Raw genomic sequence first — 15,315 nt, 5'->3', positions numbered from 1 at the left:
TTTTCGGAACGTCTGACGGCGGGTGGGAGGACTTTGTTTCTACCAGAACCTTCGAGATCCCGGCGTGCAAGGGTTTCATGTTGCATATCGATAATCGGGAGACTCGCAGCCTGTTTATTGCTGGAGAGGAGATAGATGTGTTCTCTTCGCCGGAGGAGTTGGACGAGAAGATAAGGTTCTATCTGGCGAACCCGGTGCGGCGACGCGAGATGGTCGAGCGAGCCTACTCTCGCGCGGTTCCTGCCTATAGCTATGCTTGCCGTGCGGCTGAGATCAACTCCTTGATCAGGCCGCAGCTTTGAGTTCCGGTTGATCCTGCAATGACTATAGAGAGTGGTTCGATGGGCAGTCCGCGCTATTCCAACATTGAGGATTCAGTGAAGATCAGACTCGCGATTATCGCGATGCATCCCGTGCAGTATCACGCGCCGCTTTACAAGCGCGTCTGCGGAAGTCCTGCCTTTAACGCAAGGGTCCTGTACCTCGACAAGATTGGACTTGAGGGGCGCTACGACAGGGAGTTTCGGACAACAATCGAATGGGATATTCCGTTGCTCGAAGGGCAGGCGTATGAGTTCCTTCGGAACCGTCCGCTCAACAAGCAGGGCGGGTTCTTTTCCCGAATCAACCTAGGCATTCCTGCAGCGCTCAAGCGCGGCCGCTACGACGCGGTTTTCATTCAAGGATACTCGCTCGCGTCCTGCTGGATCGCGCTGATGGCTGCGCGCCGCTTAGGGATAAAGGTGCTTTGGCGTGGTGAGGTTGTCCTTAAGGCAAGCGATGACTCAAAAGGTCTGCGCAGCCGCTTGCGCGGTTCGTTGATAAAATTCTTCCTGAAGCGCTGCGATGCTTTGATGTATACCTGCGCCGGCAACAGGGAGTTTCTGCTTCGCTATGCTCCCCGGGCCATCCCGCCGCACCCTTTAGTTTGTGCCGTGGACAACGACTATTTCCGCAGGGAGTATCACAGGCATTTGCCAGACTCATTGGCAATTCGCGACGAACTGGGAATTCCCTCAGGGAATATAGTCCTCCTTTTCTGTGGACGCCTGACGAGTTGGAAGCGGCCCCTTGACGCGCTTCTTGCTGTCAAAAAAGCCGGGACGTGTGGAATCTCTGTGTTGATAGTTGGCGACGGGCCAATGCGCGAAGAGTTGCTTGCATTCAAGGACATGCATGCCGTTCATGTCGTCCATGTTGGTTTCGTTAATCAGTCTGAGATTAGTCGCTACTTCACGATCACAGATATCTTGTGCCTTCCATCGGAACGTGACAATTCCCCAAAAGCGCTCAATGAAGCCATGAACTTCAACCTGGTTCCGATTGTGAGCAGTGCGGTCGGGACGTGCGGAGATCTCATTGTGGACGGCGAAACAGGATTCCGCTGCGCGCCCGGCGACACCGATGCCATGGCGACATACATTTCGCTATTGAGGGAGCAGCCAGCGCTGCGTCATCGAATGGCGGCTAGTGCACGCGAACATATTGCTCGATATACGTATGCAGCCAACGTTGATGGACTTGAAGCGGCTGCGCTTCAAGCCTTGGAAGACACTAAAGGCGTCTGGAGGCTGCGCGATGCTGGTTAAGGTATTCGAGACGCCCGGCGACGGCGACTATTTTGCTGGCTACTATGACAAGTCGCCGCTTGACGGTGCCTCGGCGCGGTTGCTGGCACTCAAGTGTTCATTCATCAATCGAATGCCCGTCGCTGGCGAGAGTGTCGACATCGGGTATTTCGACTTCGCCGAAGGTAGCGAGTTCAAGCGGTTGGCCAGCACGACAGCCTGGAACTGGCAGCAGGGTTGCATGTTGCAGTGGCTTGGACCCGATTTTCAGAGCCGAATCCTTTTTAACGACCTCCGTGGTGAACGCTATCGTGCCATTTTGCTGGACGTCCGGTCTGGTGAAGAGCGCGTTTTGCCTATGGCGGCCTATGCGGTAAGCAGCGATGGCGAGTTTGCCCTGTGCGTTGATAATGAGCGGCACTACTGGTTTCGCCCGGGTTACAACTATCAGGGCCCTCCTCGTCCGGAGAAGCGCGTGCCGTTGGATCCAGAAGATGGTATCTGGCGAATGTCCCTTCAGCATGGTGAGGTCAGGAGGGTCATATCGATGACAGACCTGATGGACCTCGGTGTCGTCAGCTCGATGGATGGTGCCGAACATTGGGTTGAGCACGTGATGATCAATCCGAGCAATACGCGCTTCGCGTTCTTGCATCGCTGGCGTGGGGAGGCGGGGACCGCCTCGCGCCTTATTACCGCGGATGTCGATGGCGGAAATCTGTTTGTCCTCAATGGGAGCGGGCGAGTCAGTCATTGTTGCTGGCGAGACGATGTGACCATGTTTGGCTACTGCGGAAGGATAACGACTTTCAATCGCCTTCGAAGTAACAAGTCAATCGCGAAGTCGCTGATCAAGCCACTACTTCCGATCTACCATAGGTTGTTTCCGTCGGGCGGCGCCGTTTCACGCGCTGTCACCGGGGACTGCTTCCAGTTGATGCACGATCGGAGCAGGCGAACGACGTTGATCGGCCGGGAGGTAATTCCCGAGGATGGGCATCCTACGTATCGACCTGGGAGTGCCTCTGTGATCGTTAACGACAGCTATCCTGACGAGAATGGCAACTGCCGCCTCTTTCTGTTCGATGTTGATCGAAGAGAGGTCATGGCTGAGGTAACTGTTGCCAGTGATCCAGATGTTCGCGCTACTGGGTTCCGTTGCGATTTGCATCCGAAATGGTCGTTCGACGGGAAGTTTGTTGCAGCCGACACAATCTCAAAGCGCGGTCGCGCGATCGCAGTTTATCGAATAGATTCAGAGAAGTTGCCGTAAGTTGGTCAGCTGTGTATCGCCAGAATCCAGCCGATATTTGCGTTCCACCAATTTCAGACCGGATGTGCAATCTCATTTGTAGCTCTCCGCTTTGGACGATTTACTAAGAGTCTGATGAAAATGAATGATTCCGCCTACGGTAAGTATGGTGACTGGAAAGGTTGGACTGAGCGAGGTTTTGGCCAATGCGACTCTTCGACCGCCCGATACTTTGTCGCTGAGTTGCTATCAGCGGGGCTTTGGCCGCTGCCTGGTCGCAGGCTTCTTGAGCTTGGCTTTGGCAATGGGGAGTTCGCTCATTGGTCCACCGAGCAAGGTGCCCTGTATTGCGGAATTGAGAAGCTTGACGAGCTGGTCAGCGCGGGGCACGCCGCGGGCTATCGTGTGTTTTCCAGCGAGTCCGACCTTGAGGATCACCTCGGGGCGAGTTCACTTGATGGAATTGTGGCGTTCGACGTCTTCGAACATCTGGACGTGAATCAGTTGCATCAGACGCTGGGAGAGCTGAATACATATTTGAGGCCAGGCGGATTGATTGTTGGTCGTGTTCCCTCCGGCGACAGCCCTTTTGCACGGGCCATCCAGTATGGCGACATTACGCACAAGTCTGTTCTCGGAAGCTCTGCAATCCATCAGGTAGCAGCTCGCTGCGGACTTGAAGTCTTGCAGGTCAGAGAGCCGGCGTTTCCAATTGGTCGACAAGGCCTCATGCCCTTGCTGCGGCGCGGTGCTGTGAAAGTTGCTCGCGCAGTGGCGTTTCCAGTTCTTCGTTCGATCTTCCTTGGAAATTCGCGGGCGGTGTTGACGCCAAACATGGTGTTTGTCTTACGGAAGCCTGATTAATGCGGACGTGTGCGCTCGTCGTGCCTGGATTGCACCTTGGCGGTGGCGTTCCAGCCGTTGCGGAGTTCTTGCATTCGATTGCGGCGCTGGATGGTGGTTGGGATGTCCGGCCAATTTCCTTGTGCATGTCCTCGGTCGATCCGGAGAGTTCGTCCTTGCGTCGTCCATGGACCTTGCTGAGACCTGTTCGTGTCGGAGCTCGCCGTTGGATTGATATTGAGATTCCACATGTTGGTGCTCGCTACGGTGAACTGGAGTTCCAGCGCTATCGCCCACGCGAAGCATTGTCGGGGTTGGTTGGTGATTGCGACGTTATCCAGGTGGTCTGTGGGTCGCCGGCGTGGGCCAATGCGGTACTTGGCTTGGGCAAGCCGGTTTCATTGCAGGTCGCCACACTCGCGCGCGTCGAGCGGCGCATGCGTGATGGAACAGGACGGGGTGCAGCGGCAACCTGGCGACGGGCAATGACCCGAATCACCAACCGCATGGATGAGAGGGCGCTGCGGCGGGTGGACGCGATCCAGCTCGAGAACCCATGGATGCTCGAACACACGCAGCGCGCCAACTTGGGGCGAGCCGGCGTCGACATCCGTTATGCGCCGCCGGGGGTTGATGCGGCAGTGTTCCATCCGGATCCGGCACGCAACCCAGCATCCGGGCACATCCTCTGCGTTGGGCGCTTGGATGATCCACGCAAGAACATTGGCTTGCTGCTTGAGACGTATGCCCTCCTGCCGCAAGCAATGCGCGATCGCCATCGATTGGTCCTAGCAGGGGCAGGGGGGCCGCCTTCATCTTTCTGGCAACGTGCCGTGGCCCTTGGGTTGCAGGATCGCGTGGAGTTCATCCACAGGCCGGATCAGGGCGAACTCGTGGCCCTCTACCAGCAAGCGGCGGTATTCGCGTTGACGTCCGATGAAGAGGGGTTGGGGGTGGTGGTGCTGGAAGCGATGGCGTGTGCCGTACCAGTAGTCTCCACTCGTAGCGGCGGCCCCGACGGTATCCTGACCAACGGCGTTGATGGGCGGCTGGTGCCGCTGGACGATGCGGCTGCGATGGCGAACGCGCTAGCGTACGTGCTGGCGGATCCGGCGGCGAACGCTGTCATGGGTCTTCACGCGCGTGCCACTATCGATCGCTCCTACGCGCAGGTCGTGGCGGGTCGTGCGTTCCTGGACGTTTGGAATCGCCTCGCATCCGGAGCAACGGCATGTGTGGCCTGATCGCGATTGTAGGGGGTAATGCCGGCACTCAGTCCGGATTCCGCAACGCCTTGCAACACATGCTTCGCCGCGGCCCCGATGGGGAGGGTGTCTGGGAAGATAATGGCATTGCCCTCGGTCACCGACGCCTCGCCATCCTCGACCTCGACCCGCGTGCCGCCCAGCCGATGCACTCGGCCTGCGGGCGTTACGTGATCGTGTTCAATGGTGAAATTTACAATTTCGCCGAGTTGCGGCGCGCACGCGAAGCGGCCGGGGACGTGTTCCACACCACGTCCGATACGGAGGTTCTGCTCGCGCTGTTTGTGGCGGAGGGTGAGGCCATGTTGGCCCGACTGCGGGGCATGTTCGCCTTCGTCATCTGGGATCGGCTCATAGAGCGCGGGTTCGCGGCGCGTGATCCTTACGGTATCAAGCCGTTGTACTACGGACTCACCAAAGAAGGTGTGGTGCTGGCTTCCCAGGTCAAGGCGCTGCTTGCTACGGGCCAGGTCTCACGTGAGCCTGATCTCCATGGGCAGGCTGGATTCTGGCTGCTTGGCAGTGTGCCCGAGCCGCGCACTTGGTACCGCGATATCCAAGCCCTGCCCGCCGGCCATTGTGCGTGGATCGAAGAGGGTCGCATCAAGGGTGTCCGGTCCTACTGGGACATCGGCAATGCCTGGCGAAACGCGGCCTCAGGCGGGCTGGTGCAGAATGCAGCCGTGCAAGATGCTGTCCGTTCCGCATTGCAGCGTTCGGTAGAGCGTCATCTGGTTTCCGATGTACCGGTCGGCGTTTTCCTGTCGGGCGGTATCGATTCTGGGGCTCTCGCCGGATTGATGGTCGAGGCGGGTGCCCGCGAGCTGCAGGGCATCACCATTGCCTATGATGAGTTCGCCGGCAGTCCTCAGGACGAAGCCCCTGTAGCTGCTCAGTTGGCTGCCCATTACGGGATTCGCCATCATGTGCGTCGGGTGACGCGCGGTGAGTTTCTGCTTGATCTGCCGCGTATTCTCGCCGCCATGGACCAGCCCAGCATCGACGGCATCAATACCTGGTACGCCAGCAAAGCGGTGGCGGAGCTGGGGTTGAGGGTGGTGGTGTCCGGCGTGGGCGGTGATGAACTGTTTCAGGGATACGAAAGTTTTGACGAACTCCCGCGCTTGGTGTCGCGCAGCGCCACGCTTATGCGCCTCCCAGGCGCCAGCGTGGCGGCCCGCATGGCCGGTAACCTGCAGGCCCGACGCAGTGGCAACCAGCGCTGGCGCCATGCCGCACAGTGGACCCGCACATTGCCTGGGGCATGGTGGCTACGTCGCAGCCTGCATGCCCCGGAAGACCTGCCGATCCTGATGGGCGCAGACCGGGCAAGGGAAGCGCTGAAGGGGTTCGAAGCGGATAGCTGGACGCAGCGGATGAGTGGCCCGGTACCGGCTGATCCACGCCTGGCGCTTGGACAGATCGAGTCCACCACCTATCTGCGTAACCAGCTGCTACGTGACAGCGACTGGGCCAGCATGGATCACAGTGTGGAGCTGCGTACACCCTTGGTGGATGCGTGGTTGCTGGCCGAGGTGCAGTCCATGCTGCCGGTATTCTGGCGGTTCCCAAAGAAGTCCTTGCTCGCGCATGCGCCCAGTAATGTATTGCCAGCCGCTATCACCGGGCGTCGAAAGACAGGGTTCGGAATTCCGGTAGGGCGTTGGCTGGGCGAGCAGATGGGCGGGAATGGTGGCAGCATGGACAGTCGAGGATGGGCGAAAGAAGTCGTTTCGGCCTACGAGGGCTGTCCATGAAATTGATGCACGTGGTGCCGCACATTGATCAGGAGGCTGCAGGCCCCTCCTATTCGGTGCCGCGCTTGTGCGAGGCACTGAGTGCACGCGGGCATGACGTCGAGCTATCGTGCTTGGCGGCGCGTGGAGCGATCGCAGGCGTTCGGCTTGACCTGCATCCGCAATGGCCGGTGCCGGAGCGCTTCGCGATCTCACCGAGCCTGGCGCGCGCAATGCATCACAAATCACGTGATTTGGACATCGTCCACAACCACAGCCTGTGGTCGATGGTGAACGTAGCTGCAGGTTGGATGGTGCCCGGCCGCCGGGCGAAGCTGGTCACGTCGCCACGCGGCACTTTGTCGCCTATTGCGCTCAGCCGATCTCGTGTGCTCAAGCGCTTTCTCAAACCTTTGCAATGGCGAGCCTTGACTCGTGCGGACCTGCTGCACGCGACCAGCGAGGTAGAGTTCCAAGAGATCCGCGCCATCGGACTGGACGCTCCGGTCGCCGTTATTGCAAACGGAATTGACATTCCGTCGCCGACAGATGGAACTCAGAAGGGAGGCTTCCGCACTTTGCTGTATCTGGGTCGGATCCATCCCATCAAGGGCTTGGATCGCCTTCTTCATGCCTGGCAGGGGCTTCAGGACGTTCACCCCGACTGGCGCTTGGTGGTGGCGGGTCTTGGGGATCCAAACCATGTCCGGGACCTGATCGAACTTACAACTGCGCTTGGACTTAAGCGCATCGAGTTTCCAGGTGCCCTTTACGGTGAAAGCAAGACGCGCGCCTACCGGCAAGCTGACCTGTTCGTGTTGCCCACGCATTCTGAGAATTTCGGAATGGTAGTCGCCGAGGCATTAGCCCATGGCTGTCCCGCCGTCGTCAGTCACGGGGCACCTTGGGCTGGCCTGATTGCGGAAGGATGCGGGTGGTGGGCTCGCAATGATGTATCCACGTTGACGCGCGAACTTGATGAGGCCATGCGCACACCCTCACCGATGCTGTCCGAAATGGGCGCGAAGGGTGTGGAGTGGATGCGGCGTGATTTTAGTTGGGAATCGGTTGCAGAAAAGATGGAATCGGCCTATTCATGGATTGTCGCGGGAGGAGTTTCCGTTCCGCCACCGTTCGTTAGGACGCTTTGATGGCAAGCATCCTTCCCGTCAGCATAGGTCGCCGCGTTGTCGAGCGAATGCTGGCATCGTTGACAGTGGTCCGCAGACTGCCCCCGGGAGCCGGCGCGTCACGCCTGGTGGCTACACCGCGTGTCGGTGGACTCAAGTATCTTTTTAAGCCTGCGACGTTGTGGGATCCGGAGTTGTTGAGGATCGCTGGGCTCCTTGTGCGTCCAGGCGGATCGGTATGGGATGTGGGAGCCAATGTGGGTTTGTTCTCATTGGCGGCAAGGCATCATGCGGGTCGGGAGGGTTGCGTCGTCGCCATTGAGGCAGATCTGGATGCCGCGTTGTTGTTGTTTAGGACTGCAAGATTGAATGAGGGTTCCTTCACTGTCCTGCCGATAGCAGTCTACGGCCAGGATGGCTTCGTGCGCTTCAACATTGCTCGACGTGCACGCGCTTCCAATGCAATTGAGGGCTTTGGTTCCAGCCAAACGGGGGGCGTGCTGGAAGTGCGAACGCTCCCAGCCTATCGCTTGGATTCGCTGCTTGAGCACTTCACTCCTCCTACAGTTCTGAAAATCGATGTGGAAGGCGCTGAGATGGATGTCCTTCGTGGTGCTGTGCGGACGCTCACCGAACACAGGCCGGCGATCTACTGCGAGGTGACGGCTGACACGCGCCGTGCGGCGGTTGCGTTCCTCGAAGCATCGGGTTATTCCACTTTCGACGGGGATTCATTTGATACTTCCTCGCAAAGTTCAGTCGGGGATTCCACCAGTAACCTCGTAGCTATCCCCCATGACTGAAACAGGTTCTATGATGCCGCTCAACGTGAAGCCCGGCCCGTCCAGCGTTCCTAGCGCGCCCGTCGCCGTCGTGATGATTACCCTGAACGAGGGACACAATCTGGACGGTGTTCTGCAGAACCTTCGTGGCTGGGCGCAGGAAGTGTTCGTAGTGGATAGCTACAGCGCCGACGATACCGTGGATGTCGCCCTTCGTTATGGGGCGCATGTGGTCCAGCACGCATTCAAGGGCTTCGGTGACCAGTGGAATTTCGCGTTGCGCGAATTGCCCATCACCTCGCCTTGGACGATGAAGCTCGATCCCGACGAACGCCTCACTGACGAGTTGAAACACAGCCTGATCCAGGCGATGAACCGCGGGGAAGCGGATGGCTACACGATGAATAGACGCTTGTGGTTCATGGGGCGCCCCTTGCCTGTGCGTCACGAATTGCTGCGCGTGTGGAAGTCAGGTGCATGTAAGTTCTCCGACGTTCTTGTCAACGAGCATCCTTTCGTCGAAGGGCATTTACAGCATGTCGAGGGCGATATCGAGCATCACGACAGCCCAGATCTTCATCACTGGCTGGAGAAGCAGAATGCTTACACCACCACGGAAGCGATTGCGGTCCATCAAGGCCAAGCGTTGTCAGTGACGCCCAGGATCTTCGGAAGCGCGCTGCAGCGTCGTATGTGGATCAAGCAGAATTACCGGCGTTTCCCGGGACGATATCTTGTCCTTTTCCTGCATCACTATCTGGCTCAGGGAGCCTGGCGGGCGGGTTGGGTAGGCTACGCTTGGGCCCGCCTCCGCAGTGATGTCTATCGTCTCTGGGAATACAAGCTGAGGGAAATCCGGATCACTGGCCGAATTCCTCGTAAAGGCCCAAAAGGTCCGGGACAGCCCGACCCAAGAGTTGCCCAGTACTAGGTAGTTCCCAATGCGCACAGGAAGCAACATGTTCGAAAACAAGATACTTCTTATTACCGGAGGCACCGGCTCGTTCGGCAATGTAGTGCTTCGTCGCTTCCTGCAGACCGATATTCCCGAAATCCGCATCCTCAGCCGCGATGAAAAGAAGCAGGACGACATGCGCAAGCGCTATGCGTCCGACAAGCTGAAGTTCTACATCGGCGACGTGCGCGACCCGGCCAGTGTGATGAACGCGATGCGCGGAGTGGACTACGTGTTCCACGCGGCCGCGCTTAAGCAGGTGCCGTCCTGCGAGTTCCACCCGATGGAGGCGGTCAAGACCAATGTCCTGGGCACCGAGAACGCCACCGAGGCAGCGATCCAGTGCGGCGTGAAGCGCATGATCTGTCTGAGCACGGACAAGGCGGTCTATCCCATCAACGCCATGGGCATCTCCAAGGCGATGATGGAGAAGGTGTTCGTGGCCAAGTCGCGCAATGTGGACCCCGCCAAGACCACGATCTGTGGCACCCGCTACGGCAACGTGATGGCCTCGCGCGGGTCGGTGATCCCGCTGTTCGTCAACCAGATCCATGCCGGCGTGCCCATCACCATCACCGACCCGGAGATGACCCGGTTCATGATGACCCTGGACGATGCCGTTGACCTGGTGCTTTACGCGTTCGAGCACGGCAACAGCGGCGACATCTTTGTGCAGAAGGCACCTGCGGCGACGATGGATACCCTGGCCATCGCGCTGACCCAGTTGCTGGGCAAGCCCGACCATCCGATCACAATCATAGGCACCCGCCACGGCGAGAAGAAGCACGAGGCGCTGATGAGCCGGGAGGAAATGTCCCATGCCCAGGACCTTCCGGGCTATTTCCGCGTCGCCCCGGATCTGCGCGATCTGAACTATGGCAAGTTCGTGGAGCAGGGTGAGCGCAAGATCAGCGAGGCGCAGGACTACACGTCCGCCAATACAGAGCGCCTGGACGTGGAAGGCATGAAATCCCTGCTGATGAAGCTGGACTTCATCCAGGACCTGGTCGCCGGGCGCCCGGCCATGCCGGTGGATTGAGATGAAGGTCCTGGTCACCGGTGCCGACGGATTCATCGGCAATAACCTGCGCGTGGTGCTGGGCGAGCGGCCCGGCACGGAAGTGCTGGCCATCACCCGCCACAGCACGGCGGATGAACTGGCCGCTGCGGTCCGCACCGCTGATGCGGTGATCCACCTGGCCGGGGTTAATCGCCCCCAGGATCCGTCCGAGTTCGCCGCAGGAAATGCTGACTTCACCGCGCGCTTGTGCGCGGCGCTCACCGCGACCGGTCGCCCGGTGCCGGTGGCGTTCGCCTCGTCGATCCAGGCGGAGCGGGACAATCCTTACGGCGCCAGCAAGCGCCAGGCGGAGCAGCATCTGGCGGCGTACGGTCAGCGCAGCGGCGCGCCCGTGGCGCTGTACCGGCTGGCCAACGTGTTCGGCAAGTGGAGCCGTCCGGACTACAACTCCGCGGTGGCCACCTTCTGCCACAACATCGCGCGTGGGCTGCCGATCCACGTCAACGACCCGGCTGCCGCGGTGCATCTGGTCTACATCGACGACGTCATCGCCGAGTGCCTGCGCTTCCTGGAAGCGCCGGGGGAGGGCGTGCGGTTTGCGGAAGCCGGCCCGGTCCATTCCACCACCGTCGGCCAATTGGCCCAGCAGATCGAAGCCTTCCGCGACATGCGCCAGTCGCTGGTGACCGAGCGCGTGGGAGCCGGGTTGGTTCGTGCCCTGTATGCCACCTACGTCAGCTTCCTGCCGCCGGAGGCGTTTAGTTATGGCGTGCCCAAGTACGGTGACGCCCGCGGAGTGTTCGTGGAGTTCTTGAAAACCCCGGACAGCGGCCAGTTCTCGTTCTTCACCGCGCACCCGGGCATCACCCGCGGTGGCCACTACCACCACAGCAAGACCGAGAAGTTCCTGGTGATCAAGGGTCGGGCCCGCTACCGCTTCCGCCACCTGCTCACGGACGAGACCTTCGAACTGGAAAGCAGCGGCGACGAGCCGCTGGTGGTGGACACCATCCCGGGCTGGTCGCACGACATCACCAATATCGGCGACGACGAGCTGGTGGTGATGCTGTGGGCCAACGAGATCTTCGACCGGCAGAAGCCGGACACTTTCGCCAGCAGGGTCTGACCATGCGCAAGCTCAAGGTAGCCACCATCGTCGGCACTCGCCCGGAGATCATCCGCCTGTCGCGGGTGCTCGCCGCGCTGGATGCCCATTGCGACCATGTCCTGGTCCATACCGGCCAGAACTACGACTACGAGCTCAACGGAATCTTCTTTGACGATCTGGGCATCCGGAAGCCCGACGTATTCCTGGAGGCGGCAGGCGCCACTGGCGCGGAGACCATTGGCAAAGTGATCATCGCCGCCGACGCCGCGCTGGCAGACATCCAGCCGGATGCCGTACTGGTGCTGGGCGACACCAACAGCTGCCTGGCGGTGATTCCCGCCAAGCGTCGCAAGATCCCCACCTTCCACATGGAAGCCGGCAATCGCTGCTTCGACATGCGCGTACCGGAAGAGATCAACCGCCGCATTGTCGACCACACCGCCGACATCAACCTGACGTACAGCGATATCGCCCGCGAATACCTGCTGGCCGAGGGCCTGCCCGCCGACCGGGTGATCAAGACCGGCAGCCCCATGTGCGAGGTGCTCACTTTTTACGCGGGCCAGATTGCGGCGTCCGATGTGCTTGGCCGCCTTGGACTGGAGCCCGGAAAGTTCTTCGTGGTCAGCGCCCACCGCGAGGAAAACATCGATTCGGACCAGAACTTCCGAGGGCTTGTGGATGTGCTGAACACGCTGGCGGCCACCTACGGCTTCCCCGTGATCGTCTCCACCCACCCCCGGACCCGGAAGCGCATCGAGCAGATGGGCGTCACCCTTGATCCCCAGGTTCAGCTGCTCAAGCCGCTGGGCTTCAGCGATTATGTTCGCCTCCAGACTGAGGCGAAGGCTGCACTCTCCGACAGCGGCACCATCAACGAGGAGTCTTCCATCCTCAATTTCCGTGCCCTGAACCTGCGTGACGCCCACGAGCGTCCCGAGGGCATGGAGGAAGCGGCGGTGATGATGGTCGGCATGAACCCGGAACGGGTCATGCAGGGCCTGGCCATTCTCGAGAGCCAGCCGGTGGGGGCGGTGCGTGGCTTGCGCCAGGTCGCCGACTACAGCATGCCCAACGTGTCCGACAAGGTGGTGCGGATCATCCACAGCTACGTGGATTACGTGAACCGGGTTGTCTGGAAGAAATACTGATGCGCCTGCTGCTGGTGGCGGACACCTATCCACCGGCCACCATCTCCGGGGCCCTGCAGATGCGCGATTTGGCAGAAGCGCTGGTCGCGCTGGGTCATAGGCCCCTGGTGCTCGTCCCGGATGCCGGGCTTGGTTCAAGCGCCGCGCTTGAGGTGCTTGGCGGGGTTGAGGTCTACCGGGTCGGGGCACCCAGGACCAAGGACGTTTCCTACCCCCGCAGGCTGGCGGCGGAGTTCGTGTTGCCGTGGATCCTGCGCCGCGCACTCCGGTCGAGCCCTTTTGCAACGGAACGGTGGGACGGAATAGCGTGGTATTCGCCGACGATCTTCCTGGGTCCCCTGGTTTCGTGGTTCAAGCAGTCACAGGGCTGCCGAAGCTATCTCATCCTGCGTGACCTGTTCCCGGATTGGGCGGTGGACGCCGGCGTGCTTCGCCGGGACGGTTGGGTGCATCGACTGCTGAAGTCGGTGGAGCGTTACCAGTATCGCCAGGCCGATGTCATCGGCGTACAGACGCCCGCCAATCTTCCCATCGTGGCGCGCGATGCACCGGCTGCGGTCGCGCTGGAGGTGCTGCACAACTGGCTGGCGGCGCCGCAGGCGCCTGCCGGTATCTGCGCCCATCCGGCCTTGGTGGCGTTTCAGGGGCGCAAGATCTTCATCTATTCCGGGAACATGGGCGTTGCCCAAGACCTGGACGCCTTCGTCGAGCTCGCGCTGCGGCTGCGCCACCGGGCGGATATCGGCTTCCTGCTGATCGGCCGCGGAAGCGAGCTGTCCCGGCTTCGGGGCGTGGCGAAGAAGCAGGGCCTGGACAACCTCCGCATCGACGATCAAGTGTCGCCCGTGGAACTGGCTGGCCTTATGGCCCACTGCCATGCGGGCATCGTCGCGCTGCACCCGGCCCATGGCACGCACAACATTCCCGGCAAGCTGCTCACCTACCTGCAGGCCGGGCTGCCAGTGCTGGCCCGCGTGAATCCGGGCAACGATCTGCATCGGCTGGTGCTGGACGAAGGCATTGGTGCGTCGGTGGTCGGCCCGTCGCTCGATTCGCTGGTGGAAGCAGCCGCGTGGTTGGCGGACTGTCCCGGCGCCCGCGAGGAAATGGGCAGCCGGGGGCGAGCCTTGTCCGACCGGCTTTTCTCGCCCGCTGCCGCAGCGGAGCAGGTGGTTCGCGGTTTGACTGCGCGTTGATGGGCGGAAAGGCGACACGGTAATCTGGAATACCGAGTTAAAAGCGACCAGAATCAGGCGATGAAAATTCTAGTCACAGGCACCGCCGGCTTCATCGGCTCCCACGTCGCCCAGGTCCTCCTGGCCCGCGGCGACGAGGTCATCGGCTTCGACAACCTCAACGATTACTACGACCCCACGCTGAAGCAGGCCCGCCTGGCGCGGCTGCAGGCGCTGCCGGGCTACACCCACATCACCGCCGACCTGGCCGATCGTGCGGCCGTCGAAGAAGCCTTCGCCAAGCACAAGCCGCAGCGCGTGGTGAACTTGGCCGCCCAAGCCGGCGTGCGCTACGCCGCCGAGAACCCGCACATCTACGTGGCGAGCAACGTTACCGGCTTCCTGCACGTGCTTGAGGGCTGCCGCCACCACGGCGTCGAGCACCTGGTCTATGCCTCCACCAGCTCGGTCTACGGCGCCAACCTGAAGATGCCGTTCTCCGAGCATTCGCCCACCGAACATCCGCTCACCCTGTACGCGGCCACCAAGAAGGCCAACGAGCAGATGGCGCACAGCTACGCCCACCTGTACGGCATTCCGTGCACGGGCCTGCGCTTCTTCACGGTGTACGGGCCCTGGGGCCGGCCGGACATGGCGCTCTTCCTGTTCACCAAGGCCATCCTGGCGGGCGAGCCCATCAAGGTGTTCAACCACGGCCACCACAAGCGCAGCTTCACCTACGTGGACGACATCGTGGAAGGCGTGGTGCGCGCTTTGGACACGGTGCCGGGGAAGGACCCGGACTGGGACGGCATGGCGCCGGATCCGGCCACCAGTGGGGTGGCGCCGTACCGGATTTACAACATCGGCAACGAACAGCCGGTGCAGCTGCTGCGCTACATCGAGGTGCTGGAACAGTGCCTGGGGAAGAAGGCCATCCTGGAACTGCTGCCCCTGCAGGCCGGCGACGTGCCCGACACCGAGGCCGATGTATCCGACCTCATCACCCACGTGGGCTACCGCCCGGTAGTGCCGGTGGAAGACGGCGTGGCGAACTTCGTGGCCTGGTACCGGGACTACTACCGCGCCTGATGGCGGCGGCTGGCGGGGCAGCGTGACTGGCCGCCCTTTTTGGTCCGGCTACGCGACGAATGCCTCAACGAGCACTGGTTTCGGAACGTCTTGCATGCCCGCACGATCATCGAAACTTGGCGCCGCGAATACAACGAGGAAAGACCCAAGAAAGCACGAGGCGGGGGGACCCCCCCCCCCCTTTTCGGACCGATGTGCGCAGAGGGGAAACCAAAAACCCGGCGCAAAATAGGCCCC

At 60.9% G+C, this 15,315-nt stretch carries 14 protein-coding genes and 1 pseudogene; all 15 read left to right on the top strand.

The window, feature by feature from the left end; genetic code table 11:
• Positions 1–302: glycosyltransferase (locus K0M70_RS13785; protein WP_290782880.1), on the top strand; the 302-nt coding region annotated here is incomplete at its 5' end.
• Between the two features lie 75 nt (positions 303–377).
• A complete protein-coding gene (locus K0M70_RS13780; RefSeq protein ID WP_290782878.1) occupies positions 378–1,589 on the top strand; it encodes a glycosyltransferase family 4 protein in 1,212 nt (403 codons plus the stop codon).
• Entirely contained in the window at positions 1,579–2,841 is a 1,263-nt protein-coding gene (locus tag K0M70_RS13775; RefSeq protein ID WP_290782876.1) for a hypothetical protein, read from the top strand. Before K0M70_RS13780 ends, K0M70_RS13775 begins: the two co-directional genes overlap by 11 nt.
• Before the next feature lie 114 nt (positions 2,842–2,955).
• Positions 2,956–3,684 (top strand): class I SAM-dependent methyltransferase, encoded by a 729-nt coding sequence (locus K0M70_RS13770; protein WP_290782874.1) that lies wholly within the window; start codon positions 2,956–2,958, stop codon positions 3,682–3,684.
• 125 nt (positions 3,685–3,809) lie between these two features.
• On the top strand, positions 3,810–4,907 hold the full coding sequence (locus K0M70_RS13765; RefSeq protein ID WP_290782872.1) for a glycosyltransferase: 1,098 nt from the start codon (positions 3,810–3,812) through the stop codon (positions 4,905–4,907).
• Positions 4,895–6,685: an asparagine synthase (glutamine-hydrolyzing) gene (asnB, locus tag K0M70_RS13760; RefSeq protein WP_290782870.1), complete on the top strand. Its 1,791-nt coding sequence runs from the start codon at positions 4,895–4,897 to the stop codon at positions 6,683–6,685. The genes K0M70_RS13765 and asnB overlap by 13 nt, the downstream gene beginning before the upstream one ends.
• Positions 6,682–7,815 (top strand): glycosyltransferase, encoded by a 1,134-nt coding sequence (locus tag K0M70_RS13755; RefSeq protein WP_290782868.1) that lies wholly within the window; start codon positions 6,682–6,684, stop codon positions 7,813–7,815. The genes asnB and K0M70_RS13755 overlap by 4 nt, the downstream gene beginning before the upstream one ends.
• Positions 7,815–8,597 (top strand): FkbM family methyltransferase, encoded by a 783-nt coding sequence (locus K0M70_RS13750; protein WP_290782866.1) that lies wholly within the window; start codon positions 7,815–7,817, stop codon positions 8,595–8,597. Before K0M70_RS13755 ends, K0M70_RS13750 begins: the two co-directional genes overlap by 1 nt.
• 10 nt (positions 8,598–8,607) lie before the next feature.
• Positions 8,608–9,507 carry a glycosyltransferase family 2 protein gene (locus K0M70_RS13745; protein ID WP_290782864.1) on the top strand — a complete coding sequence of 300 codons (900 nt, stop codon included), beginning with the start codon at positions 8,608–8,610 and terminating at the stop codon, positions 9,505–9,507.
• A gap of 28 nt (positions 9,508–9,535) precedes the next feature.
• Positions 9,536–10,570: a polysaccharide biosynthesis protein gene (locus tag K0M70_RS13740; RefSeq protein WP_290782862.1), complete on the top strand. Its 1,035-nt coding sequence runs from the start codon at positions 9,536–9,538 to the stop codon at positions 10,568–10,570.
• Position 10,571: 1 nt separating this feature from the next.
• Positions 10,572–11,678, top strand: a complete 1,107-nt coding sequence (locus K0M70_RS13735) for an NAD-dependent epimerase/dehydratase family protein (RefSeq protein ID WP_290782860.1) — start codon at positions 10,572–10,574, stop codon at positions 11,676–11,678.
• Between the two features lie 2 nt (positions 11,679–11,680).
• Entirely contained in the window at positions 11,681–12,811 is a 1,131-nt protein-coding gene (locus tag K0M70_RS13730) for a UDP-N-acetyl glucosamine 2-epimerase (protein ID WP_290782858.1), read from the top strand.
• Positions 12,811–14,007, top strand: a complete 1,197-nt coding sequence (locus K0M70_RS13725) for a glycosyltransferase family 4 protein (protein ID WP_290782856.1) — start codon at positions 12,811–12,813, stop codon at positions 14,005–14,007. The genes K0M70_RS13730 and K0M70_RS13725 overlap by 1 nt, the downstream gene beginning before the upstream one ends.
• Positions 14,008–14,067: 60 nt before the next feature.
• On the top strand, positions 14,068–15,078 hold the full coding sequence (locus K0M70_RS13720) for an NAD-dependent epimerase (protein ID WP_290782855.1): 1,011 nt from the start codon (positions 14,068–14,070) through the stop codon (positions 15,076–15,078).
• A gap of 45 nt (positions 15,079–15,123) precedes the next feature.
• Positions 15,124–15,252 (top strand): annotated as a pseudogene (locus K0M70_RS13715) (integrase core domain-containing protein); the annotation flags it as partial.
• Positions 15,253–15,315: the final 63 nt, after the last annotated feature.

Source organism: Arenimonas sp. (assembly GCF_019459675.1).
Taxonomy (GTDB): Bacteria; Pseudomonadota; Gammaproteobacteria; order Xanthomonadales; family Xanthomonadaceae; genus Arenimonas.
Note: the sequence above shows the minus strand (reverse complement) of the source record. Positions and strands in the feature narration are given on the sequence as shown.